25 protein-coding genes and 3 pseudogenes are annotated in these 23,806 nt (G+C 67.3%); 16 read left to right on the top strand and 12 right to left on the bottom strand.

Going from position 1 to position 23,806, the window contains the following annotated elements:
• Window positions 1-9: 9 nt before the first annotated feature.
• The 3 genes from AC30QB_RS03905 to AC30QB_RS03915 all read right to left on the bottom strand — a co-directional run bounded on the left by AC30QB_RS03905 (window position 10) and on the right by AC30QB_RS03915 (window position 3,763).
• The gene (locus AC30QB_RS03905; RefSeq protein ID WP_489544879.1) at window positions 10-924 is read right to left on the bottom strand and encodes a VOC family protein; all 915 of its coding nucleotides are present in this window, start codon (window positions 922-924) and stop codon (window positions 10-12) included.
• A 17-nt stretch (window positions 925-941) separates the two neighbouring features.
• Window positions 942-2,183, bottom strand: coding sequence for an acyl-CoA dehydrogenase family protein (locus tag AC30QB_RS03910; RefSeq protein ID WP_489544880.1), 1,242 nt, complete (start codon window positions 2,181-2,183; stop codon window positions 942-944).
• A gap of 119 nt (window positions 2,184-2,302) precedes the next feature.
• A complete protein-coding gene (locus AC30QB_RS03915) occupies window positions 2,303-3,763 on the bottom strand; it encodes an aldehyde dehydrogenase family protein (RefSeq protein ID WP_489544881.1) in 1,461 nt (486 codons plus the stop codon).
• 424 nt (window positions 3,764-4,187) lie between these two features.
• Here AC30QB_RS03915 and AC30QB_RS03920 point away from each other — a divergent pair, with 424 nt between their 5' ends.
• Entirely contained in the window at window positions 4,188-4,379 is a 192-nt protein-coding gene (locus AC30QB_RS03920) for a hypothetical protein (RefSeq protein ID WP_489544882.1), read from the top strand.
• Window positions 4,380-4,406: 27 nt separating this feature from the next.
• On the opposite strand, the gene AC30QB_RS03925 is transcribed toward AC30QB_RS03920, so the two are convergent.
• Entirely contained in the window at window positions 4,407-5,300 is an 894-nt protein-coding gene (locus tag AC30QB_RS03925) for a hypothetical protein (protein WP_489544883.1), read from the bottom strand.
• A gap of 224 nt (window positions 5,301-5,524) precedes the next feature.
• Between AC30QB_RS03925 and AC30QB_RS03930 the strand changes: the two genes are divergently transcribed.
• From AC30QB_RS03930 to AC30QB_RS03955, 6 genes are all read left to right on the top strand, one after another.
• A complete protein-coding gene (locus AC30QB_RS03930) occupies window positions 5,525-5,944 on the top strand; it encodes a PaaI family thioesterase (protein ID WP_489544884.1) in 420 nt (139 codons plus the stop codon).
• 12 nt (window positions 5,945-5,956) lie between these two features.
• Window positions 5,957-6,271 (top strand): monooxygenase, encoded by a 315-nt coding sequence (locus AC30QB_RS03935; protein WP_489544885.1) that lies wholly within the window; start codon window positions 5,957-5,959, stop codon window positions 6,269-6,271.
• A 142-nt stretch (window positions 6,272-6,413) separates the two neighbouring features.
• The gene (locus AC30QB_RS03940; protein ID WP_489544886.1) at window positions 6,414-6,872 is read left to right on the top strand and encodes a protein tyrosine phosphatase family protein; all 459 of its coding nucleotides are present in this window, start codon (window positions 6,414-6,416) and stop codon (window positions 6,870-6,872) included.
• Window positions 6,869-7,276: a DUF1801 domain-containing protein gene (locus AC30QB_RS03945; RefSeq protein WP_489544887.1), complete on the top strand. Its 408-nt coding sequence runs from the start codon at window positions 6,869-6,871 to the stop codon at window positions 7,274-7,276. Before AC30QB_RS03940 ends, AC30QB_RS03945 begins: the two co-directional genes overlap by 4 nt.
• A 33-nt stretch (window positions 7,277-7,309) precedes the next feature.
• Window positions 7,310-8,083, top strand: a complete 774-nt coding sequence (locus AC30QB_RS03950; RefSeq protein ID WP_489544888.1) for an alpha/beta hydrolase — start codon at window positions 7,310-7,312, stop codon at window positions 8,081-8,083.
• Window positions 8,080-8,721 (top strand): HAD family hydrolase, encoded by a 642-nt coding sequence (locus AC30QB_RS03955; RefSeq protein ID WP_489544889.1) that lies wholly within the window; start codon window positions 8,080-8,082, stop codon window positions 8,719-8,721. The genes AC30QB_RS03950 and AC30QB_RS03955 overlap by 4 nt, the downstream gene beginning before the upstream one ends.
• Window positions 8,722-8,739: 18 nt before the next feature.
• Here the strand turns inward: AC30QB_RS03955 and AC30QB_RS03960 are convergent, their stop codons facing one another.
• On the bottom strand, window positions 8,740-10,005 hold the full coding sequence (locus AC30QB_RS03960) for an NAD(P)/FAD-dependent oxidoreductase (protein ID WP_489544890.1): 1,266 nt from the start codon (window positions 10,003-10,005) through the stop codon (window positions 8,740-8,742).
• 10 nt (window positions 10,006-10,015) lie between these two features.
• The gene (locus AC30QB_RS03965) at window positions 10,016-10,333 is read right to left on the bottom strand and encodes a c-type cytochrome (RefSeq protein WP_489544891.1); all 318 of its coding nucleotides are present in this window, start codon (window positions 10,331-10,333) and stop codon (window positions 10,016-10,018) included.
• A gap of 153 nt (window positions 10,334-10,486) precedes the next feature.
• On the opposite strand from AC30QB_RS03965, the gene soxX reads away from it, so the two are divergent.
• From soxX to AC30QB_RS04000, 7 genes are all read left to right on the top strand, one after another.
• On the top strand, window positions 10,487-10,933 hold the full coding sequence (gene soxX, locus AC30QB_RS03970) for a sulfur oxidation c-type cytochrome SoxX (RefSeq protein ID WP_489544892.1): 447 nt from the start codon (window positions 10,487-10,489) through the stop codon (window positions 10,931-10,933).
• A 6-nt stretch (window positions 10,934-10,939) separates the two neighbouring features.
• Window positions 10,940-11,377, top strand: coding sequence for a SoxY-related AACIE arm protein (locus tag AC30QB_RS03975; RefSeq protein WP_489544893.1), 438 nt, complete (start codon window positions 10,940-10,942; stop codon window positions 11,375-11,377).
• A 2-nt stretch (window positions 11,378-11,379) separates the two neighbouring features.
• Complete coding sequence (soxZ, locus tag AC30QB_RS03980) at window positions 11,380-11,700, top strand: thiosulfate oxidation carrier complex protein SoxZ (protein WP_489544894.1); 321 nt, start codon at window positions 11,380-11,382, stop codon at window positions 11,698-11,700.
• Window positions 11,697-12,461: a sulfur oxidation c-type cytochrome SoxA gene (gene soxA / locus AC30QB_RS03985; RefSeq protein ID WP_489544895.1), complete on the top strand. Its 765-nt coding sequence runs from the start codon at window positions 11,697-11,699 to the stop codon at window positions 12,459-12,461. Before soxZ ends, soxA begins: the two co-directional genes overlap by 4 nt.
• 111 nt (window positions 12,462-12,572) lie before the next feature.
• Window positions 12,573-14,855 carry a hybrid sensor histidine kinase/response regulator gene (locus tag AC30QB_RS03990; protein WP_489544896.1) on the top strand — a complete coding sequence of 761 codons (2,283 nt, stop codon included), beginning with the start codon at window positions 12,573-12,575 and terminating at the stop codon, window positions 14,853-14,855.
• 130 nt (window positions 14,856-14,985) lie between these two features.
• On the top strand, window positions 14,986-15,207 hold the full coding sequence (locus AC30QB_RS03995) for a hypothetical protein (RefSeq protein ID WP_489544897.1): 222 nt from the start codon (window positions 14,986-14,988) through the stop codon (window positions 15,205-15,207).
• Between the two features lie 202 nt (window positions 15,208-15,409).
• Window positions 15,410-16,570: a glycosyltransferase gene (locus AC30QB_RS04000; RefSeq protein WP_489544898.1), complete on the top strand. Its 1,161-nt coding sequence runs from the start codon at window positions 15,410-15,412 to the stop codon at window positions 16,568-16,570.
• Between the two features lie 112 nt (window positions 16,571-16,682).
• Here the strand turns inward: AC30QB_RS04000 and AC30QB_RS04005 are convergent, their stop codons facing one another.
• The 3 genes and pseudogenes from AC30QB_RS04005 to mnmH all read right to left on the bottom strand — a co-directional run bounded on the left by AC30QB_RS04005 (window position 16,683) and on the right by mnmH (window position 20,196).
• Window positions 16,683-18,713 carry a hypothetical protein gene (locus tag AC30QB_RS04005; RefSeq protein WP_489544899.1) on the bottom strand — a complete coding sequence of 677 codons (2,031 nt, stop codon included), beginning with the start codon at window positions 18,711-18,713 and terminating at the stop codon, window positions 16,683-16,685.
• A 181-nt stretch (window positions 18,714-18,894) separates the two neighbouring features.
• Window positions 18,895-19,134: pseudogene (locus tag AC30QB_RS04010) on the bottom strand (putative selenate ABC transporter substrate-binding protein); the annotation flags it as partial.
• 15 nt (window positions 19,135-19,149) lie between these two features.
• A complete protein-coding gene (gene mnmH / locus AC30QB_RS04015) occupies window positions 19,150-20,196 on the bottom strand; it encodes a tRNA 2-selenouridine(34) synthase MnmH (protein ID WP_489544900.1) in 1,047 nt (348 codons plus the stop codon).
• Window positions 20,197-20,229: 33 nt separating this feature from the next.
• Here mnmH and selD point away from each other — a divergent pair.
• Window positions 20,230-20,535: pseudogene (selD, locus tag AC30QB_RS04020) on the top strand (selenide, water dikinase SelD); the annotation flags it as partial.
• 78 nt (window positions 20,536-20,613) lie between these two features.
• Here selD and AC30QB_RS04025 read toward each other — a convergent pair.
• On the bottom strand, window positions 20,614-21,477 hold the full coding sequence (locus AC30QB_RS04025; protein ID WP_489544901.1) for an OmpA family protein: 864 nt from the start codon (window positions 21,475-21,477) through the stop codon (window positions 20,614-20,616).
• A 115-nt stretch (window positions 21,478-21,592) separates the two neighbouring features.
• Between AC30QB_RS04025 and AC30QB_RS04030 the strand changes: the two genes are divergently transcribed.
• Complete coding sequence (locus tag AC30QB_RS04030) at window positions 21,593-23,047, top strand: RNB domain-containing ribonuclease (protein ID WP_489544902.1); 1,455 nt, start codon at window positions 21,593-21,595, stop codon at window positions 23,045-23,047.
• Here AC30QB_RS04030 and AC30QB_RS04035 read toward each other — a convergent pair.
• Both AC30QB_RS04035 and AC30QB_RS04040 read right to left on the bottom strand, forming a co-directional pair.
• Window positions 23,044-23,442: a DUF3037 domain-containing protein gene (locus tag AC30QB_RS04035; RefSeq protein ID WP_489544903.1), complete on the bottom strand. Its 399-nt coding sequence runs from the start codon at window positions 23,440-23,442 to the stop codon at window positions 23,044-23,046. The genes AC30QB_RS04030 and AC30QB_RS04035 overlap by 4 nt on opposite strands.
• Window positions 23,420-23,806, bottom strand: a pseudogene (locus tag AC30QB_RS04040) (HipA family kinase); the annotation flags it as partial. The gene AC30QB_RS04035 and the pseudogene AC30QB_RS04040, both read right to left, overlap by 23 nt.

A 23,806-nucleotide genomic window follows, 5' to 3' on the forward strand; every position in this document is an offset into this window, starting at 1 on the left:
AGGCAGTGGTCACGACGGCTTTCCGAGCAGCTCCAGCGAGGCATTGGCGCCAGCGCCGGTGAAGCAACGGGGGTCGCGCTCTGACCCCCAGTAGTCCAGCCATTCCGGCGCCAGCGGCAGCCGGCGGGCTTCGCGCGCGCAGGTCTCGGTGAACGCCTCCATGCCGAAGCTGTACTCCAGCGTCAAGCCGTCCGGGTCGAGGAAGTACAGGAAGATGCTGTCCGATGCCGGGTGCCGCCCCGGACCGAAGACGACCGGGGCGCCGGCCTTGCGCAGCCGCGCGAGCGCGCGGCCGATGTCGTCGATCTCGGTGACCATGAAGTTCACGTGGTGCAGGCTGTGCAGCTCGGCCTGCGCGATGCCGATTCCGTGATGCCACGGGTTCGGCCAGCAGCGCATGAAGGTGATGGCTTCACCGACCGAGTCGGAGACCTTGAAGTTCAGCACGTCGCGCCAGAACGCCACCGCACGCGCCGCGTGCGGCGTGTTGAACACCACATGGCCCAGGCGCTGGATACGTGCCACGGTGGGCTGGAAAGGTCGGGCCGCATCCGGCTGCGCCACGTAGAACTCGATGACTGCGCCCACCAGCGGCTCGTAGACCCTCACGGCGCGCTGCTGGTGCCGTTGCTCGCAGTCAGCACCGGGCACCTCCTGCGCGCTCAGGCCGGCCTGGCTCAGACGCTGCAGCAGCGGATCGAATTGCTGCAGGTCTTCGAGCATGAAGCCCGCCACCCGCAGGCCCGCGGTCGACGATGCCTGCAACGTGATGCTGTGGTGTTCGTGGTCGCAACGCAGCAGCACCTCGCCTACGGCAGCGCCGGGCACGTGCTGCAGGCCGACGATGTTTTCGTAGAAGCTGCGAGCGCGCTGCAGGTTGGTGACGCCCAGCTCCACGCGACCGAGCTTTCGATAGCGGACCATGGCTGCTCCGTTGTCTATCAATACTGGCCGCGCGGAGGCAGGCCGAGCCGCATCTGCCCGTACATGGTCGACACGGCATTCCAGTTCACGCTGATGTGATGGGCCACCGCATTGATGTCGCGCCACGCCCGCTGTATGCCGCTGTCGAGGTGTATGCCGGTGCCGCCGACGACGTCGTAGAGGCCGTTGATGGCATTCACGCACAGCCGCACCGCGTAGGCGTGGCCGCGGCGGAATTCGATGCGCTGCTGCATGCTCAGCTTGCCGCCGTCGGCGGCGAGTTGCGTCGCAGCGCGCAGGTCGCGTTGCAGGAGCAGCTGTGCCGCGTCCACCGCCGCCTCTGCCTCCGCCACCGCCGACTGCACGTGGCCGAACTGCGCGAGGGTCGAGCCACCGGCGACGAACGCGCCTCGCGTGGCGCGCGTTCCGACGCTCTCGACGAACTCGTCGATGGCGCCGCGCAACGCTGCCACGGCCGGGTTCGCCAGCATCGGCGGGAAGCCACTCAGGAACGGAATGCGGTACAACGCGCCGTCGTTGACCTGGCAACCGGGAGCCTGCTGTTCCAGCACGTCGGCGAAGCTCACGACGCGGTGCTCCGGCACGAAGGTGTCGGACTCGATGGCGATGTCTTTGCTGCCCGTTCCGGCGAGGCCGACGGTGTGCCAGTTGTCGATGACCTGGTACTGCCCGGCTGGCACGAGCAGGAACATCGGGCGCGGCGGCTTGCCGTCGCCGGCGTCGACCATCGCGCCCAGCGACATCCATTCAGAGTTGTCGCAGTTGCTGGCGAAGCCCCACCGCCCGCGCAACTGGTACCCGCCCGGCACCGGCGTGGCCTTGCCGGTGGGCGCGATGCAAGCGGCCACCAGCGTGTCGGGTGCACTGTCCCAGACATCGGCTTGCGCCTCGCCTGGAAACATGCCGACGATCCAGGAGTTCGCGGCGCCGAGGCCGAAGCACCACCCGGTGGACGCGCATCCCTGCCCGACTTCGAAAGCCAATTGGCGCAACTCGTCGAGGTCCAGCTCGTAGCCGCCGAATCGTCGCGGCTGCACCGCACGGTACAGCCCGGCCTGCTTCAGGGCGTCGGTCACCTCTGTGCTGACCCGGCGCTCTTGCTCCGTCTGCTGGGCGCGTTTGCGCACCAGCGGCCGCAGCTCGGCCGCGCGTCTTAAGAGCTCGTCAAACGACGGCTGGCTGCTTCGGGCAGCGTCGCTCTGCGGCGGCCGCTCCATGAGTGTGGGGTGTGCGGGCATGGGGTGCTTTCAATGGCTGCCATCGATGGGTTCGAAAAATTTGGGGCAGAGCCGGCCCCGACGGCCGCCTCGTCAGGGCGAGGCGGGTCAAGCACGCGCGACTGCGGCTTGGCGCGGTCTCAGTGCGGATTGCCGGTGAAGTTCTGCGTGATCTGCTTGTACTCAAGGAAGTCTTCGAGCGAGGCCACGCCGCCGAGCCGGCCCGAGCCGCTGGACTTGAAGCCGCCCTCTTCGAATTCGACCGCGAGGTTGGCCCAGCTGTTGATCGAGACCAGGCCAGCCTGCAAGCGCCGTGCGACGCGGATTGGGCGGTCGATGTCGCGGCTCCAGACGCAGGCGCTCAGGCCGTAGTCGCTGTCGTTGGCCAGCGCGATGGCCTCTGCCTCGGTGTCGAACACCTGCAGCGTCTGCACGGGGCCGAAGGTCTCTTCGCGGACGATCGGCAGCTTGGAGTTCGGCACTTCGAGCAGCGTCGGCTGATAGAAGGCACCGCCGGCGAGCTTCGGGTCCTTCGACGGGCCACCGCGCACGATCACCTTGGCGCCGGCCGCGATCGCGGCTTGCACCAAGGCATCCACACGGGCAACGGCCGCCTTGTCGATCATGGGGCCCATGTGGCTGTCTGCACTGGTGGCCGGGCCCGGGCGCACGGCCTCGAGGCGCGCGGCCAGGCCCTGGCGCACCGCATCGGCGATGTTGCGCTGCACGAGGATGCGGCTGCCGGTCATGCAGAACTGGCCCGCAAACACGGTGCTCGATTTCTCGAGTGTCGGCAGCAACTCGTTGAGATCGGCGTCTTCAAAAATCACGTGTGGCGTCTTGCCGCCCAGCTCCAGGCCGACACGCTTCAGAAGCGGCGCGGCGGCCTTGGCGATGGCGCGGCCGGTGGCGGTGCTGCCGGTGAAGCTGATCGCCGGCACGCTCGGCGACTCGACCAGCAACTTCGCGCCGTCGGCCCCCGACTCGATGAACATGTTGATCACGCCCTTCGGAATGTCGGCCACGGAGCCCATGATGTGGCAGATCACGGCGGCGGTCTGCGCCGCCTGGTGCGGCATCTTGATCACTGCGGTACAACCGGCCGCCAGTGCCGGCGCGAGCGCGCGGATACACAGATAGGCGGGGGAGTTCCAGGGAATGATCAGGCCCGCCACGCCGACCGGTTCACGGATCGACATCGCCTGCTGCCCGGGTCGCGCTTCCATCACGCGGCCAAAATTGTGCGTGGCCAGGCCAGCCGCGAAACGCAAAGCGCGCGGGATCAGCGAGGCCTCGAACGTGGCTTCGTAGCGCAGCTTTCCGTTCTCGGTGCACAGCGTGTCGATCACCTCGCCGAGCCGAGCCTCGTAGGCGTCGGCCAGATGGCTCAAGGCGGTGGCACGGCGGAACGCGTCGTCACGCCAAGCGTCGTTGTTGAACGCGGCCGAGGCCGCGTCGATGGCGGCCTGGGCCACCTGTGCCGTGCCATCAAAGAAATGCCCGATGACGTCGCCGTTGGCCGGGTTGATGCTCTCGCGTCGTGTGCCCATGCCGGCCCATTCGCCAGCGATCCAGTGCCTTGCCTCTTTGAGGTCTGTCATGTCGTCGATCTCCTGCTTGAGTGTTGGCGGTTTGCCAGGGCTGAACAACGCGGCCGATCACCATTCAACGCGATCGGCCCGGTGGGTCTGCGAGGGCGCAAAAGCACCCATCTCAAGAGCGCATTGGAACTGTCAAAGGTTGCTTTGACAACTGATCTCGTGTGCTTTCTGACCCGGTACAAACGCGGGGGAGGTCTGCCAGAAGCGAGCCGCCAGCAGCGGTCCAAATCTTGGATGCGGCACCCGGCTCCTGTTGATGCAAGGCCGGGTTGCTGACGCCGAAAATTGACCGACGGTCAGAGCGAAGCCTAGGGTTTGCCCGTGGCATTTGCCCTTGTAACGCCCTCGTCTCCGTGACGCATGCCCCGTAAAATACAGCCTGTTACAAGAGCCGCAACTCGCAACACGTCGAAAGGAAATCAGCATGGGTGAAGCACTGCAAGTACGCGAGTACCAAGAGTCACGCATCGAAGACGAACCTATCCTCGGCGCGGTGCTGGCCATGCCAGACGGGCGCATCCAGCCGCTCACGTTCATCGAGCGCCTGATGGTGAGCCTGCACCTCACCAACGCCAAGGTGCTCGAAGCCCGCTACTTCAAGCCGGCCAACAGCTGAAGCAGGCGCCCGGCGCGGCCGGGCGCATCAGCGCTTCTCGGTGCCGGGGTTCACGCCAAGTGCCGGCACGCGCTGCGGCCGGCTCATGTGGCCCTGCATGCGGTTGACGCTGTCGCAGCTCAAGTCGTAACCCTGCAGCGGCTCTGCGTCCGCACGTTGACCGTGCGACGCTGCCCACACCGCTTCGGCACTCCAGCTCGCGCTCAAAGCCAGCGTGCGCTGCAAGGGCGCCGCCTGCGAACCCAGCGCCTTTTCAACCAACCGGGGCAGCCAGCCCACGTGCAAGTCGCTGTGCGGCGCACGCGCTGCAATCTGCAGCGCCACGTCTTCGGCCTGCCACTCGTCGTGCGCGCGAGCTTCGGCCGCCAGGGCCTGCCAGGGCACGGCGTTGTCAGGGTCGACACGCACCCACTGCGCACGGCTCAGCAGCTGGCACGAACCCACGTCACCGGCCCCAAGGCCTTGGCAGGCTTCCAGCGCCATCGCATACACATAGGGATCTTGCGAGGCCACGGCCAGGCGGGCCATCTGCTCGATGCGGTCACGCACCTGGCGCCCGCGGATGCGCGCCCCCATCCACAGCGCGGCGGCGCGCACTTGCGCGTCGTCGCTGGCCAGCATCAGCGCGTCGGCCGAGTCGAGTGCCGACTGGCGCAGGCTCAACGGGATGCGCTGCACCGGGTCGGGGTCGTCGGGCGGGACCTGCACCGTGCCGAAGCCGCACACCTCGGCCACGCCGATGTCGGCCGCTGCCACCGCGCGGCGCAGCACCGGCCTGGTGTCGGCGGGGGAAGGCGGCGCGGGTGCGCGTGCCTGCGGCGGCACCGCGCCCACGTACACCTTGATCGGCACCCAGTGGGCGTCGGCATGGCGCCCCGTCACCCAACCGACCAAGGCCGCCACCCCCACGATTGCAGCCATGCCTGCGGCCAGGGTCGCGCGGGCCCACCGTGTCGGTGCTGGTGCTTGTCTCGGTGCATCCATGGCTGTTACCCCGCAGTGCGAGAGCCTTGTGGCGCGCAGCGTGGCACAGCGCGCAATACCGCGAGCGTGTGAGGGAGAAGCGCGCCTGCCGCCGCTTCGGCAAGCCTCGGCAAAGCCCGGCAGAATCGCCCGAACTCCACCCCTTCACCGTCAGGAAAGTCATGGTCACCCCTGAACAATTCAACCAGCGCAGCGCTCATAACCTGCCCGGTCACTTGGGCATCGTCATCAAGCAAGTGGATGGCAAAGAGGTGCACGCAGAGATGCCGGTCACGCCCTGCGTCATGGCACCCAACGGCTTTCTGCACGCGGGCAGCGTGGTCACGCTCGCCGACACCTCAGCCGGCTTCGGCTGCCTGGCCAGCCTGCCCGAAGGTGCCGTCGGCTTCACCACCATCGAGCTCAAGTCCAACCACCTCGGCACCGCGCGCGAAGGCACGGTGCAGTGCATCGCCAAGCCGGTGCACCTGGGCAAGACCACGCAGGTCTGGGACTCGGTGGTCACACACCGCGAATCGGGCAAGACGATTGCGCTGTTTCGCTGCACGCAGATGGTGTTGTATGGCAAGCAAGGGGCTTAACAGGAGGCCCACATGATTGTTGCTTTTACTGCGTTCACTTTGCCCAAACCCATCACTCGCGAAGAAGCTCGCCGCATCTTCCTGAGTACTGCGCCAAAGTACCAGGGCGTCCCTGGCTTGTTTCGCAAGCACTACGTGCTCTCTGAAGATGGAGGGACGGCCGGCGGTGTCTACCTCTGGAACTCGAGGCCAGAGGCAGAGGCGATGTACACCGACTCGTGGCGCGCGTTCGTCCGAGAGAAGTACGGCACCGACCCCACCGTTACCTACTTCGAAAGCCCCGTGCTGGTCGACAACGTGACTCAGCAAATCCTTTCCGACGAGTAGGAGGCGCTGTTGACTGCGGCAGAGGCTGCTCGCTTGTGCCGCATTCAATGAGCCGCATTCACCACGCGGTGAATTTTTTTCGCTTGAAGCGGGCCGGCCAGGCTGACAGCATGATCGGGCCGTCTGCTGGAGCCCCACGCCCATGACCTCATCGCTCACGTCCATCTACAACCACCGCGCCGTCGACCACACGCTCGGCACTTCGGGCCAGCCTACCGCGGCGCAGCTGGGGGCGATTGCCGAGGCCGGCTTCGACACTGTCGTCAACCTTGCGCTGCACGACGACCCGCGCTACTCGCTGCCCGACGAGCCCGGCACCGTGCAGTCGCTCGGCATGGCCTACGTGCACATTCCCGTGCAATTCGCCAGGCCCACGCGCGCCGACCTGCTGGCGTTTTTCGACGCGATGGACGCGCAGCGTGGCAAGCGTGTGTGGGTGCACTGCGCGGCCAACCTGCGCGTGTCGGCCTTCATCGGCCTGTACCACGTGCTGCGGCAAGGCGCGCAACCTGAAGACGCGTTCGACCTCATGCGCGGCCTGTGGCAGCCCAACGAAGTGTGGTCGGCCTTCATTGCCGACGCATTGCGAGACCGCCCTTGAAGCCTTTCGACAACGCCGCTGTGGCGCAGGCTTTCGAGGCTTACCCGTCCGTTGCGAGGCGCAAGCTGCTCGCCTTGCGCGCCCTCATGTTCAAGACCGCAGCGTCAACCCCCGGCGTCGGCCCACTGGAAGAAACACTCAAATGGGGCGAGCCGGCCTACCTCACCTCGCAGAGCAAGAGCGGCAGCACCGTGCGTATCGGCTGGAACAAGAAGCGGCCCACCCAGGTGGCGATGTACTTCAACTGCCAGACCACGCTCGTCGACCGCTTTCGCACGATGTTCCCGCGCGACTTCGCGTTCGAGGGCAACCGTGCCATCGTGTTCGACGTGGCCGGTAAAGTGCCCACAGACGCGCTGGCGGTCTGCATCGCGGCCGCGCTCACCTATCACCTCAACAAGTAGCGGCGCCCTCAGCGCCTTTTGAACGGGCCGCCCATGCTTCGTCTCAGTGTCACGTTAGTCTGCATCGCGGTGGCGGCCTATGCCGCTGCCTGCGCTGCGCTCTACCTGTTCCAACGCTCCTTCATCTACTTTCCACAGGCCGCCTCGGTCAAGACACCGGTCGTGCGCGTCAAGGTGGCCAGCGATGACGACGCTCACGTGCTGGCGGCGGTGCGCGCGGCACCGGAGCTTGGCCCCCGGGCCGTCGTCTACTTCGGCGGCAATGGCGAAGACGTGTCGCAAAATCTGCAGCCGCTGGGCGATGCGTTCCCCACCCACGCCATTTACCTGCTGCATTACCGCGGCTACGGCGGCAGCAGCGGCCGCGCGACCGAAGACGCGATCCAGCGCGACGCGCTAGCCCTCTTCGACAGCGTGCACCTGCTGCACCCCGAGGTGACGGTGATAGGCCGCAGCCTGGGCACCGGCGTGGCCCTGCGGCTCGCGAGCCAGCGGCCCGTCGCGCGGCTGGTGCTCGTCACGCCTTACGACAGCCTGCAAGAGCTGGCGGTGCGCCAGTTTCCCTACTTCCCGGTGCGCTGGCTGCTGAAGGACAAGTTCGAGTCGTGGCGCTATGTGGCGCAGGTGCGGGCCCCCACCACCATCCTCACGGCCGAGCATGACGAGGTGATCCCGCGTGCCAGCACCGAACAGCTCTTCGTGCGGTTTGAGCAAGGCAGGGCGACGCAGCACGTCCTCCCTGGCGTGACGCACAACGGCATTTCAGAGCACCCGCTGTACCTTGGCCTGCTGAGCGCTGCGCCATGATCAAGGCGGTGCTGTTCGACTTCGACGGCGTGCTCACGCGCGACAAGACCGGCTCGCTCACGACTCTTCGCTACTTGAGCCTGCAGACCGGCATTGGCTTCGACCCGCTGCGCGAGGCCTTCAAGCCATACAACCAGGCGCTGAACCTGGGCCAGACCACGCATGCCGACATCTGGCCCAGCCTGTGCAACACCCTCGGCCAGCAGATCGACATTGCTCTGCTGCGTGCAGCCTTCGAGAGCACACCGATGAACGAAGGCATGTTCACGCTGGCGCGCGCGCTGAAGAACCGCTACGCCGTCGGCATCGTCACCGACAACAAACAAGATCGCATGGCCCACCTGAAGCAGCACTTGAATCTGGCGCTTTGCTTCGACCCGATCGTGGTCTCGGCCGAAGTAGGTTCCAGTAAAGAGTCGGCAGCCATCTTCGAGCACGCCCTGAGCGAATTCGGCATCGCCGCCCATGAAAGCCTCTTCATCGACAACAGCCCAGGCAATCTCATCGCGCCGGCGGCACTGGGCATGAAGACCCTGTTGCATGACGACGAGAGCAACGACATCGACGCCCTGGTGGACGCGATGCAGGCCACCTGCGAGGTCTCAACAAGCGCCTGCCGCATTGACCGCCCTCGGTAGACATTCCAACCCGCGCAGTCACCCCACGCAGTCGGCCCAGATGTTTTGCGCCCAGGCCATCGCATAGACCCCCTCCGCCTCGCTGCGCTGCACCGAAATGCCGCCCGAGCCGGCCACGGTCTTGAAGGTCTTCTCAGCCGCCACGTACTCGTGCACGCTGGCCACGTGTATGGCTTCGCGCTCGTCGACGAAGCTGTAGCAGGTGTTGGTGAGCATGGGGTGCGGGTCGACCTCCTGGCCCGACAGCTGCGCCACGATGGCCGCGGCCGCCACATGGCCGTGCGCATTGGCCATGTGGCCGCTCTTGGGCATGCCGGGCGCGAGCTGGATCGCGTCACCCAGGATGTGGATGTCTTGGGCGGCAGTCGATTCGAAGGCCAGGTAATTCACCCCGCACCAGCGCTGACCCACATTGGCCAGGCCCATCTGCACGGCCAGCGAGCCAGCGCGCATGGGCGGCAGCACGTTGAGCACGTCGGCGCGCACATCGTCTTGAATCTCGATGCGCAGCGTGCCCGCCGCCGCATTCACGCCGGCCACCTTGTGCAGCGGGCGGTACTCCACCATGCCGGGGTAGAGCTCGGCCCAGGCCTTTTTGAACAGCGCAGGCTTGGAGACCACATCGGCATTGGCGTCGAGTATCAGCACCTTCGACTTCGGCTTTGCGCGCTTGAAGTAAGCCGCGATGACGCTCGCGCGCTCGTACGGCCCGGGCGGGCAACGATAGGGCGACTCGGGAATGGTGATGGCGTACACGCCCCCATCACGCATGCCTTCGAGCTGGCGCCGCAGGGCCAGCGTCTCAGGCCCGGCCTTCCAGGCTTGCAGCACCTGGCCCGATGCCTGTGCGGCGCGCAAGCCCTGCACCTCGTCGAACATCAGCTCCACCCCCGGCGACAGCACCAGCTTGTCGTAGCGGATGCTCGCACCCGAGGCCAGCGTGACCGTCTTCTTCACCGGGTCGATGGCCGAGGCGGTGTCGCGCACCCACTGCACACCGTGGCGTGAGGTGAGCGCGTCGTAGGGTGTCGTGATGTCGGCCAGCGTGCGCGTGCCGCCCAGCACCAGATTCGACCCTGGGCACGACACGAAGCTCGCCTGCGGCTCGATCAGCACCACGCCGATCTGGTAGCCGGACAGCAGGCGCACATAGCGCGCGGCAGTGGCGCCGCCGAAGCCACCGCCAATCACAACGACCTTGGCGCTGGTGGGCACAGCGGGCGGTGAGGCGCAGGCGCCGAGGCCCAGCAAGCTGCCACCAAGGACGAGTTCACGACGCTTCATGGGGTGCTCCTCATTTCAATGCCGAGAAGTACGCGGCCAGTTGCTCGATCTGCGCAGGGGTGTAGCCCTTGGTGATCTGCTGCATCACTGTTGCAGGGCGCGCGCCGGTGCGAAACGCGGTGAGCTGTGCCACGAGGTAGGCCTTGTCGCGGCCTTTGAGGCCAATCAACCCGGCGCCGGCGACGGCCTGGCCATCGGTGCCGTGGCAGGCGGCGCAGGTGGCGGCGAGTGAGCGCAGCTGCAGCGCCGCGGGGGGCAGCGCCTGTGCGCCGGCGACCGCGGAAAAACAGAGCGCAAGAGGCGCAACGGCCCAGCGGTGGCGTGGCATGGTGTCTCCTGTTCTTGGAATCGCGGCATCTTGCGCTTGCTTCAATCATCCCCCCACTGCACCAGGGTTTTGCCCTTGCCGCATGCTCCCGCCTCCTGGACCGGAGAGGCACATGCCCACGCTCAACATCAATGGCACACCACGTCACTTCGGATGAGAGAGGCTGTCGCATGCTTGTGGGCCGGCGTGGTGATGCTCAGCGCGGCCTGCGCGGTGCAGCCGCAAGCCCTGGCGTTGAAAGTGGTGGGTGACGCCATCCCCGAGGCGCTCACCACCACCGCTGGTGACGCCACGCGCGGCCGCGCGGTCGTGGTCAGCCGGCAAAGCGGCCTGTGCCTGCTGTGCCACACCGGGCCTTTTCCGGAAGACAAATTTCAGGGCAACCTGGCGCCCGATCTCGCAGGGGTGGGCTCGCGCTGGTCGGCAGGGCAATTGCGCTTGCGCATTGCCGATGCGCGGCGGCTCAACCCGCAAACGGTGATGCCGGCCTACCACCGGAGCACCGGCTTCAACCGCGTGGCCCCGGCCTGGCAGGGCAAGACGCTGCTGAGCGCGCAACAGGTGGAAGATGTGGTCGCCTACCTGCTCACCTTGAAATGACCCGCCATGCAACGCCGTGACCTGCTCCAGCTGACGCTCGCCCTCGGGGCCGGTGTGTGGGTGCGGCCCGCACTGGCCACGTCGTCGGAGATGCAGGCTGCCATACGCGGCTACGCCGACGGGGCGCCGGTGAACGTGGGCAGGGTGTTGCTCGACGTGTCGCCGCTGGTGGAAAACGGCAACGCCGTGCCCATCACCGTGAGCGTGCAAAGCCCGATGACGGCGGCCGAGCACGTGAGCGGCATTGCCGTCTTCAACGACCGCAACCCGCAGCGCGATGTGGTGCGCTTCACCCTGGGCCCGCGATCGGGGCGAGCCGTGGTCTCGACGCGCATACGCCTGGCCACCTCACAACAGCTGGTGGCGGTGGCGCGCATGAGCGACGGCACGTACTGGTCGCATGCCGTGGACGTGCTGGTGACGCTGGCGGCGTGTCTGGAATAGCCATGGCCCGCACCCTCATCACCGCACCCACCACCGCCAAGCGCGGCGACGTGATCGAGCTGCGCACGCTGATCGCCCACGTGATGGAAACGGGCTTTCGGCCCGACTCTAGCGGCCAGCCCAAGCCGCGCGACCTGATCAACCGCTTCACCTGCCGCTACAACAACGAGGTGGTCTTCAGTGCCGAGCTTTACCCCGCCGTGGCCGCCAACCCCTACTTCGCCTTCACCACTGTCGCCACCGAAAGCGGCACGCTCACGTTCAGCTGGGAAGGCGACAACGGCTTTGCGCAAACCGAAAGCGTGAGCATCAGCGTCACATGAAGCGCGCCGCAATCGCCGCCGTGCTGCTGGCCGCAAGCGCCATCGCAGCAGCGCAAGCCGACAGGCGCCGCTCGGGCTTCGACGACATGAGCCCGCAGACCCAGGCCATGCAGCGCGACGACTCGCAGAACCCCGCCTTCCTGTGGGTGCAAGACGGCGCCGCACTGTGGGATCTCGCGCCCACCCCAACAGCCCAGCCTTGCGCTGGCTGCCACGGCGCGGCCGCCACCTCAATGCGCGGGGTGGCCGCGCGCTACCCGGCCTTCGACGCCGCACTCAAGCGCCCGGTGAACCTGGCCCAGCGCATCAACCTCTGCCGCGAGCGGCATCAGCGCACAGCGCCGCTGGCGATCGAAAGCCAGCCACTGCTGGCACTGGAGAGCCACCTGGCCCGCCAGTCACGCGGGCTGCCGGTGGCGCCGCCCGCCGACGCGCGGCTGCAGCCCTTTCGCGAGCGCGGTGCCGCGCTTTACCAGCAGCGCCTGGGTCCACTCGATCTCTCGTGCGCGCAGTGCCATGACGAGCGCGCAGGCGGCCGCCTGGGGGGCAGCACCCTTCCGCAAGGTCATGGCAACGGCTACCCGCTTTACCGACTGGAATGGCAGAGCATGGGCTCGCTGCAAAGGCGGCTGCGCAACTGCATGACAGGCGTGCGCGCCGAGCCCTACGCCTACGGCGCGCCAGAGCTGGTGGAGCTGGAGCTGTACCTCGCCTCGCGCGACCGTGGCATGGTGGTCGAGGCGCCCGCAGTCCGGCCCTGACGAGCGCACGCTTCACTGCCTGTTTGGCACTCAAGCGCAGCGAGCCATGCATGAGCGCGCTAGCATGCGCCCAGCACGTCTTCATCTTGTGCGAGTCGACGCACGACCCTCATGCCGCAACCGCCCGACACACCACCACACCAGCCCGTCGCCTTGCGCTGGTGGCAGAAGATCCTTCCGCACGGTTTGCTCGAGCGGCGCCTGCTGTTGGTCGCCTTTGCCGGCCTGCTGCCGCTGGCGCTGTTGTCGTCGTTCACGCTGCTGCAAAGCACGCGAGCCCAGAAGCAGCAGCTGATCCACTCGGCGCAAGACACCATGCGCGCGGTGATGACCGCGGTCGACACCGAGCTGCGCCTGTCGGTGGCAGCGCTGGAGGCCCTGGCCACCAGCCCCCGCCTGGGCCGGCGCGACCTGGAGGCCTTTCACACCGAAGCGCGCGAGCTGCTGGCCACGCGCCCGAACTGGGCCAACATTGCCCTGTCCGATCACAACACGCAGCTGATGAACGCACAGATGCCGGCCGGCATGGCGCTGCCCGAGCTGGTCGATGCCGCGTCGGTGGCCGAGGTGTTTCGCACCGGCATGCCGGTGATCGGCAATGTGGTCACCGGCCCGCTGGTGAAATCGCCGGCCTTCGGTGTATTCATCCCGGTGCGGCGAGGGGCTGAGGTGGTGCTGGTGCTGTCGGCCGTCGTGCGCCCTGATTCGATCCACGCGGTGCTGGCCCAGCAGAACGTGCCGGTCGACGGCGTGGTCGTCATCCTCGATCGGCGCTTCAACATCGCTGCGCGCTCCATGCGCCATGGCGAGTTGGTGGGCACGCCAGCGGCACCGCTGCTGATCCAGGCCATGAGCCAAGGCAAGCGCGAAGGCTGGGCGACCACCGTCACCCGCGAAGGCCTGCCGGTCTACGCGGCCTTCTACCGTTCGGCTGCCAGCGGGTGGTCGGCGGCCATCGGCATCCCGATGGCCGCGCTAGACCAGCCAGTGCAGTGGTCATTCGCCGTGCTGTTGGGTGCCATCGTGGTGTCGGTGGTGGCGGGCCTGGTCGCTGCGTCGGCCATGGGCCGGCGCATCGTGCAGCCCATGCGCGAGCTGGAGCTGGCGGCCATCGCGGTAGGCAAGGGCGAGGCGCCCACCATGCCACACACCGACTTGCCCGAAATCCAGCGCGCCGCGGCCGCCATGGAAGCCGCCCGGCGCGCGCAAGAGGCGTTGCTCGAAAGCGAGCGCGGCGCCAAAGAAGTCGAGCGCCAGGCCCGGGTGATGGCCGAAGACGCCAACCAGTCCAAGGACCAGCTGCTGGCGATGCTGGGCCACGAGCTGCGCAACCCGCTCGCGGCCATCACCGCGGCGTCTGAGCTGATGGAGCGGCTGGGCCGCGCCGAAACGCCCGACGCCGCGTACAAGCAGAAGACCGATCGGGCGCGCGACATCATCAGCCGCCAGGCGCGCCACCTCGGCCGCATCATCGATGACCTGCTGAACGCGGGCGGCATCGTGACAGGCAAGGTGCAGCTTGATCGCCGGCCGGTCGACCTGGCGCAGGTGGTGCGCAGTGTGGTCACCTCGATTCCGGCCGCACGCATCGAGGGCCGCGAGGTGACGCTGGCCCTCGACAGTGTGTGGGTCGCCGCCGATGCATCGCGCATCGACCAGGTGGTGACCAACCTGGTGAACAACGCACTCAAGTACACGCCGGCCCCGGGCAGCATCGCCATCAGCGTGGGCCGCGAAGGCGACGAGGCGGTGCTGTGCGTGCGCGACTCGGGGCTGGGCATGGAGCCTGATCTCTTGCCGCGGGTGTTCGACCTCTTCGTGCAAGGCAGCCGATCGCTAGACCGCGCCGAAGGCGGCATGGGCATAGGGCTGTCGGTGGTGCGCCGCCTGAGCGAGCTGCATGGCGGGCGGGTGCAGGCAAACAGCGCCGGTGTGGGCCAGGGCAGTGAGTTCAAGGTGTGGCTGCCGCGCATTGCCGCCCCCGCGCTGCAAGACCTGCCCCGAAGCGGCAAGGCCACGCCGGTGCACCGCAAGATCGTGATCGTGGAAGACATCGAAGAAGTGCGCAGCACGCTCAAGGAATGGCTGGAGATCGAAGGCCACGAAGTGGTGGAAGCCGCCGACGGCCCCGCTGGCATCGACGCCGTGCTGCGAGAGCGCCCCGACGTCGCTCTGGTCGACATCGGCTTGCCCGGCGCCGACGGCTACGCCGTCGCACGCGCCATCCGTGCGGGCGGCGGCGCAAGCGTGCGGCTGGTGGCCTTGTCGGGCTACGGGCAGCCGGAAGACAAGGCCCGCGGCTTGCAGGCCGGCTTCGATGCCTATCTCGTCAAGCCCATAGACCCAGACGTGCTGGCCGTCTTGCTGGCAGAGAAACCGCGGAGCCCGGCCTGAGCAAGGCCCCACTCGGGCAAGCGACCTCAAGCCCGTAGGAGATCGACTACCCCGCGAGACGCGGTTACCCGGCATCGCCCGCGGCGGCTACGCCGAGAATGGCGTTGTCGACAACTTCAGGACGGCTGCCATGAGCAAGCACGCACGCATCCAGGGCGAGGTCGTCTACCGTGAAGGTGACGGCCCCAACATCACCATTCCACAAGGCGCTTGCGAAGTTGACGTCACGCCACTCGACGTGACCATCAGCTGGGTCGACGGCGACACCCATGGCTCCACCGCCATCCCGGTGGCCGATTTCAAGCGCTATGTCGCCAGCAAGGCGATCGAGGTGAGCGACGTCGTCGCGTGATCACCTGCCAGCGCCACAGCCAAAGAATCGGCCCTGGCTGCTTCATTGCGACGACGCACAAAGATGCCCTTCTCGCCTAGAGTGCCGGCACAGCTCGGGCTTAGGGAGATGAAGGATGAAACGTTGGGTGGTGCGCCCGCGGACCATAAATCGGCCCCTGAGAGCGCCCGCCGCGCGCGGGGCCTAGCGCGCGACTCGGCCGATGCGCATTCTCTTTTGCGCCACGCCAGGCATCGGGCATGTCGAGCCCCTGCTGCCGCTGATGGCCGCGCTGCACCGCCGCGGCCACGCGCTGGCCTGGGCGGGCGCGGCCGAGACGCACGAGCGCGTGCAGGCCTGCGCGCGGCTGCGCTGCTTCGAGGCCGGCCCCGGGCGCCATACGGCGCGCGCCGAGCTCCTGACGCGCTGGCCTGAGCTGGCCTCGGCCTACGGCCCACCCGCCGCGTCGCGCGTGTACTCGCACCTCTTTGGCAACGTGATTGGGCCGGCCATGTTGCCAGGCCTGTTGCGGGCCGCGCAGGCTTTTGCCCCGCAACTGGTGGTGAGCGAGACCGCAGCCCTGGCGGCCCCGCTGGCGGCGCAGCTGGTGGGCTGCAAGCAGGTGACGCACGGCCTGGGCATGCCGCTGTCGACCCGGCAACTGCAAGAAGCCGCCCTTGTGTTCGCCCCCGCCTGGCAGGCGGCCACCGGCGAGCCGGCGCCGCCGGATGCCAAGCTGTACCACCACCTCTACCTCGACGTTTACCCGGCCAGCCTGCAAGCCACGCCGCTGTCAGCGCCATGGCAGCCCTTGCAAGCCTGCAATGTGCAGGGGCCGCGCCCAGCGTTGTGGCCGGCGCTGCAAGCCGGGCTCGACCATCAACCCGAGGGGCCGCTCGCCTACCTGAGCTTCGGCACGGAGATGTACAGGCCCGAGCTGCTGCTGCAGAGCGCGCAAGCGCTCATGGCGCTGCGCTTGCGGGTCGTCGTGACGGTCGGGCTCGACGCCGACACCAGTGTCTTGCAGCCCCTGCTACACCAAGTGCACGTGGCCCGCTACATCCCACAACGCAGCCTGCTGCCCCACTGCGCGTTGGTGGTGTCGCTCGGCGGCTCGGGCATCGTGCTCGGGGGCTGGGCGCAGGGGCTGCCACAACTGGTGCTGCCGCAGCGGGCTGACCAGTTCATCAATGCAGCGGCCCTGCAGCGATCAGGAGCCGGGCTCGCCTTGAGTGGCCCCGACCAACACGCCGACGCCATAGGCCACAGCCTGGAGCGCCTGCTCGAGGAGCCTGAGTACCGCAGCAACGCCGCGCGGCTGGCGCGCGAGATCGCGGCCATGCCCAGCGCCGACGCCGTGGCCGAAGTGCTCGAACAGTTGTGAGGTGCGAGGTGTGAGCAGCCGCTGGCTCAGCGGCTCAACGGATGGTTTCAGCAGCGCCAAGAAAAAGGCGGCCCAAGGGCCGCCTCGCAGAGAACACGGAAAATCGCTCAGCTCAGTGCAGCGTCCACAAAGCCGTGAGGTTTGAGACTCGCAGCTGCTGCTGGGTGCGCGCGAGCAACTGCAGCGAGGTGAGATAAGCGTCGGCGGCGTAGCTGTCGGCGATGCTGGCATCGCAGTGCTTGTCGCCGGCCGACTGCACGCTGCACTTGACGGTGGCCTGGCGGGCGGTACTGGCCACACTCAGGTAATCGTTGAAGAAAGTGCGTGCACCACCGCTGACAGGCACTGGGCCGTTGCCATAGGCCGCAATCTGGTACGGCGCCACGCCACCTTCGGGCACCGCCCAGAAATCTCCACCAAGGGGTGCCGAGAAGTTCACCCAGTTCGGCGCATCCGCGCTGGGTGCCGTGCTGAAGAAGATGACGCCCCAACCCGACGCGCCTGCGCTCACGAGCGCCGCCTTGGCCGCGTCGGTCACCGTCGCGATGGGCTGAACCATCGCCTCGTCCAAGGTCAGCGCGCGGGTCAAGGTGCGAACGTATTGCGTCAGGTTGGGCGTGGTGCCGTCGGCGTGGAAGTACTCGATCTTCCACACGCCATGGTCGGGCAAAGACTTGAGCTGCAGGTCGGTGAACTGGACGCCCGCGTACAAGGGGTCGGTGTCTTTGTCAGCGGGGTTGCCCGGCGTGCTCGAATCCGTGAAGCGCGCTGCCAGCTTGATCTGCGCGGTGACCGTGAGGGTGCCGTTTTCGCGCACCAGCGCCAGATAGCTCAGCCCTGCGCGCGGCCTCAAGGTGAACAAATGGCCGTCAGGCGCGGTGGCCTCCACCTTGGTGAAGATAGGCTGGCCCTGCGAATTCACCCGGTTGCCCACCGTGATGCCGTAGCCAGTGCTGCGGTAGTTGAAAGCGGGCGAGTTGACGAAGTCACGGCGCTCGACCATGGGCACGACCACGGCGGAATACACCGCCTGGTTGCCAATGAGCTTGAGCATCGAACCCACACGCCTCGCCTGCAAGGCCACAAAGTCGGCGTTGCCCGTGACCACCGATTTGTAGCGATAGGTGAAGACGACATCGCCGTCGCTGGTGAGGTGCTCGAAGTTGGCGCGGTCGATCAGCAAGCCGGTCGCATTGGCGCCGAACATGCCGCCAAAGGCGCCGGTCGGGCCGACACGCGCGCCGTCGTGCAGGTAGCCGGTGGGGTCGTCGCCGATGAAGATCGTTCTGCAGGCGGCCGCGGCGAGCGTGCTGCCGCTGACGCGCTGATCCAGCGGCACGGCGTAGCAGGCTTGAATGCGGGAGGCCAGGTCGGCCACGCTGCTGGCGATGCCGGTGGCCACCAGATCGCCGCTGCTCACCGGGGCGGTGATCGTCGGCACCGTCGTGTCGGCGGTGTTGAAACTGAGCGACACCGGCGGCGTTTCGGGCGCAGCTGGCTGCACCTTGAGCGTGATCTCCACGTTTGCCGAAGCACCGGCCGGGCGGATGCTGATCTGCAGCGAGTCGAGCACGCGATCGTGCCCCGAGCCATCGGCGCTGAAGCTGCCGGTCAGCGGGTTCACCTGGTCACCGGCGGCGGTAAGCAAGGGCTGCACCGCGGCGATGAATTCAGCGACCTTGGTGTCGAGCTTGGCGCTGGTGACGGCGCTGGCATTGGCCACCACGTCTTGCCGCAGTTGGGCGGGGTCGCCATTGCTGGCCAGGCGCGCTGCGATCAGGTTGGTGATGGGCGTCACGTTGAGCGTCGTCGTCTCGGCCTTGGCGTAGGCACTCACCAGAGAGATGTTGTCCAGCACGGCTGTCAGCACGAAAGGCTCCACGGCGCTGCTGGGCAATGTGCAGCTGTAATGGCCATCGCTGGTGGTGGTCACGTTGCAGACACTGGAACCCGAGTGGTCGTAGACATCGACGCGGGCGCCCGCCATGGGTGCGCCCGTGGCAGCCACGCCCGAGAAGACCACCGCCGGCGGTGTCTGAGGCGCTTGCTGAACCGGTGCAGTCGAGCTGCTGGGGGAACCTCCGCAAGAGGCGAGAGCCGCGGCGGCCAGCACAGCCGTCGACATGAGTGAAATTCGGCGCATCGGAGAACCCCTCGTTGGTTGATGTTGTGCGGATGCAGGGCAAGAGCCCGCCATCGCATATCGACCAGGGGTTCTGATGACTTGAGCGGCTTTCTGGGTGCAGCGCCTGCGCCGGCGAACTCTGCCAAGGATTCCCGCTTTCGCTGAGAACCCCGGGGCAGGCGCCATCACTTTTCTCTCACACCGAAATGTTGAGCGCGGCAGCATCGCCCCTGCCGCTGGCCACTGCGGCGACGGTGGCATCGCGTGCGCCCGAGAAGCTCACGCGTTTCAGGTCGACATCGAGGTTGATCTTGGCGGCCAGCAAGAAGCTGCGTGGCATGCCGCCAGGCCGCACATGCGCCTGCACGAAGGTGAAGCGACCAAACCAGGCGAGGTCAACCTTGCGCTTGACCCCCGTCTCAACCGCCGCGGCGTAGTCGTCCTGGCGGAGGGTCTATGGAAGTAAAGCAATGCGGCGCGCCAGTGTGGCGACACCCTCGGGTGACAGGTCATCGGCCGGCACGCGCTGCGCCTGGCTTATGCGTTCGAGGTGGCGGCCCTGCGAGCGCGCGTACAGCGGGTCGTAGTGCTGCGCCATCAGCGCAGCAAAGAGGGGCGGCAGCTCGCGCGCCAGCGCCCAGGCCTGCCACTGCGCCAGCACCTCGTTGGGCAGCAGGCCTTTCAAGGTGCCGAGCTTGTCGGCAAAGCCCTGGGGGTCGTCGCCTAACCACGCGTAATCGCGCAGCAGATAGGCCAGCCGCGCCTCGGGGGTGGCCGCAATCTCGACCACCGCGCCCTCGCGCAAGCGTTTCAGCACCACGTCGGGCAGGCTGATGCGGCCGATGCGCCGGCTCTCGGCCTCGACCCACACGCGCCGCTTCGGGTCGAGCGCCACCAGCGCCATCATCAGCTGCGTCTCGAACGCCTTTTGCGAAGGCTGCTCGCGCCCGGGAATGGCACCCAGCACCGAGCCGCGGTGCGCGGCCAGGGCTTCGAGGTCTAGCACCTGCTCGCCCTCTTGCACCAAGGCCTGCAGCACGCGGGTCTTGGCACTGCCGGTCGGGCCACACAACACGCGCAGATCAAGCGTGGGGGTGATGGCGGCCACCTGCGTCACCACGTGTGCACGAAACGACTTGTAGCCGCCCTTCAGCTGCTGCGCATCCCAGCCCACCAGGCGCAGCCAGGTGACGAAGCTGCCGCTGCGCATGCCGCCGCGCCAGCAGTAGATGAGCGGGCGCCAGTCTTTGGGTTTGCCGGAAAAGCTTTCATCGAGATGACGGGCGATGTTGCGCGCCACCATGGCGCCGCCGATCTTGCGCGCCTCGAAGGACGAGACTTGCACGTAGGTGGTGCCGGTGATGCGGCGCTCTTCGTCGTCGAGCACGGGGCAGTTGATGGCGCCCGGGATGTGGTCGAGCGCGTATTCGGCTGGCGAGCGGGCGTCGATGATGACGCTGAACTCCCCCATGTCTTCCACGGTCGTGGGCTTGTGGCTCATGGCCTCTTCTGCGTTTTGATCGACACTTGCGCCATCCTCGAACCCATACGACTCACATCCTTTTCTCACGGTGGTGGTGGGGGCTGCAAGATCGCCCCGGGCGTGCTGGCCGACATGTTGTCGTGCGCACCGCAAGGCTTGATCCCACCCGAGCTGATGGTGGGCACCGAGACGGCAGACGCCGCCGCCGTGTACCGCCTCAACGACCCGCCGCCGCTGGTGGCCACCCCCGATTTCTTCACGCCGATTGTCGACCACCCGCGCGACTTCGGCCGCATCGCCGCCGCCAACGCCATTTCAGACATCTACGCCATGGGCGGCACACCCGTCATGGCAGTGGCGCTGGGGCGGCCGGTGACCGGCGAGCCGCAGCTGCGCGTCGCCTGACGCGCAGCCCACACCCACACCCCACGCGGGCTACTGCTTCACCAGCTCCACGCGCCGGTTCTTCGCGCGGCCTTCTTCGCCGCGGTTGTCGGCGATGGGGCGCTCGGCGCCCAAGCCCACCGCGCTGAGCCGGTTGGCCGCAATACCCGCGGCCACCACCGCGTTCATCACGCTTTTCGCCCGCTTGTCTGACAACACCTTGTTGGCCGCAGCCGCCCCCACGTTGTCGGTGTGGCCCTCCACGGCCAGCTTGAGCGCGGGCGCTGCCTTGAGCATGGCCGCGATCTCGCGCACCGTGGCCTGGCCATCGGGCTTCAGCTCGGCGCGGCCGGTGTCGAAGTTGATGTACAGCGCAATGAAGCCGTTCTTGTTGATCTCGTCGAGCATCTTGTTGGCGCTGACCACCTGCTGCATGGCCGCCACCTCGACGATGGCAAGCCTGTAGCTCTGCGTCGGCGCGCTGAAGATGCCAGGCTCCACCAGCACCCACACCTCTTTACCGCCGGTGGCCACGTGCAAGGTGGTTTCGCCACCATCGCCATCACGCGGCAAGCGCTCGTAGACCACCTCGCCGCCTATGGCCTTGATGGCGTTTTGGTAGTTGCGTAGGAGCTGCAGGGCGCTCGGCTGCTTGTCGATGCTGTTGTGAAAGTAAACGATGTTGGTCGTGTCGCCTTCCACCGCCTTGCGGCTAGGGTTGCCATCGGCCCCGCGCGCCGTGGCGAACTCCACCGAGTTGAAATTTTTCGCGTACTCAACGATGTGTGAATTGGGGTAGCGCGTGAGCAAGGGGTGGTCTTTGCTGCGCGCCACGTCGGGCTCAGCCTGCGCGAGGCCGACCAGGGTCACGCACAGAAGAAACAAAGCACCGGCTCGGGCAACGATGGAACGCATGGGCGGTCTCCTGAAGTAAGGCGTCGAAATTCTAGGCGTCGCCGCAGCAAGCCCCGCAAGCTCACCATGCCAGCAAGGCCATGGCCATATCATTCAACCAACTGACCAAACCGCCATGGACACCACCGAACTCACCCGCATCGCAGCGCTGGAAATGCACACCGCAGGCCTGCTCCCCACCTTTTCCCCTGAGGTGCTGCAAGAGGCACAAGCGGCCACGGCATCTCACGACCAGGTGGGCGACATACGCGACGAACGCAGCCGCCTGTGGTTCTCGATCGACAACGACGACACGCTAGACCTCGACCAGCTGAGCTGGGCCGAGGCCTTGCCGAACGGCAGCGTGCGCCTGGCCGTGGCGGTGGCCGATGTCGATGCGCTGGTGCCGCAAGGCGGCGCCATCGACATGCATGCGGCTGCCAACACGACCTCGGTCTACACCGCGGCCGGTGTGTTCCCGATGCTGCCCACGCTGCTGTCAAACGGCCGCACTTCGCTGCACCAGAGTGAAGACCATCTGGCGGTGGTGGTCGACATGCGGATCAGCGCCGACGGCGATGTGGCCGATACGCAGCTGTACCGCGCGTGGGTGCGCAACCAGGCCAAGCTCGCCTACGACAGCGTGGCCGTGTGGCTCGACGATCCGCAAGCCGCAGCACCCACCGCCGTGGCCGCCAGCCCGGCGCTGCAAGCGCAGCTGCGGTTGCACGACCAGGTGGCGAGCTCGCTGCGGCAGTGGCGGCACCGGCGCGGGGCCTTGACCGTGACGACGGCGCAGGCCCGCCCCGTGTTCGCAAATGGCCAGCTGGTCGATCTGCGCGCCGACCACAAGAACCGCGCCAAAGACCTGATCGCCGACCTGATGATTGCGACCAACGGCGCCACCGCGCGTTTTCTGTCGCAGCAGGGCCAGCCCTCGCTGCGCCGCGTGCTGCAAGAGCCACGCCGCTGGGACCGGCTGGTGAAGCTGGCCGAGCTGCATGGCGCCACGCTGCCCGCCGCACCCGATGCCTTGGCACTCGACCGCTTTCTCAGCGCGCGGCGCGAGGCTGAGCCCGAGCGCTTCGAAGACCTGTCGCTGTCGGTGGTGAAGCTGCTCGGCTCTGGCGCGTATGCCGCGGTGGCGGCCGATGCGCCGCCTGCGGGCCACTTCGGGTTGGCCGTCAACGACTACGCCCACTCCACTGCGCCCAACCGCCGCTTTGTCGACCTGGTGACGCAGCGCCTGCTGAAGGCCGCACTCGCCCGCCAGCCCACGCCCTACACGCTGGAGCAGCTGGCCGCCATCGCCCAGCACTGCACGGAGCAGGAAGACAAGGCCTCGACCGTCGAGCGCCGCGTGCTCAAGGCGGCTGCCGCCTTCTTGCTGCAAGACCGCATCGGCGAGCGCTTCAACGCCATCGTGACCGGCGTGGCGACCAAGGGCACTTTTGTGCGCATCAGCTCACCGCTGGTCGAAGGTCGCGTGGTGAGCGGCTTCGAGGGGTTGGACGTGGGCGATGCGGTGCAGGTCACGCTGCGCTCGGTCGACATCGAACAGCGCTTCATCGACTTTGCTGTGGTCGGCTAACGCGAGACCGGCTGCCGCACCATGCGCTGCAGCAGCCGCTCAAGCGCAATGCCCAGATCGTCGCAACGGCCGCTGTGCACGGGCGAGGTCTGGATGCTGGTGCTGCGCGGCGCCACCAGCCAGTCAAAACGTTCTCGTGCCGACAGGTGCCGCAGCGGGCCCGCAGCCGGCCCGCCTTCGCAGAGGGCTGGCAGCGTGGCCAGCGTCGCGCGCATGGCCTGCACGTCCACAGCAGGGGACAGTGCGAGCAGGCGGGCTTCGTCGAGCTCGATGCCGGTCTTGAGATAGCCCGCGGCCTTGCACGACAGGATCACGCCGGCATTGATGAACTCGCCCCGCTCCACCCGCGGGACGACGCGCACGATGGCGTAGTCATACGTGTGCAGCGTGGGCACGGCGGGCCTCCTCCACAAACGCGCGCGGGGCCTGCAGGCGGCGCATGAAGTAATCGGCATAGGCGCGCCGCTGTGCGGCGGGGCCCGAGAACATCGGGTCGTCGGTGAGCCAGGCATCGGGGATCAGGGTCACCACCGCCTGGATCGCCTCGGGCGTGAGGCAGGCGGTCAGGGCGTCGTCCACCTCGATCAGCTGGCTCGCAAAGGGCAGCAGCACATGGTCCTTCACCAACGCGAACGGGCTTTGCGCGCGCCCGATGAAGCCATCCCATTGGTGGTGAAAGTAGAGCGCCGCGCCATGGTCGATGAGCCACAACTTGCGGTGCCACATCAGCATGTTGGCGTTGCGCGGCGTGCGGTCGAG

Source organism: Rhizobacter sp. (assembly GCF_046595475.1).
GTDB lineage: Bacteria > Pseudomonadota > Gammaproteobacteria > Burkholderiales > Burkholderiaceae_C > Rhizobacter.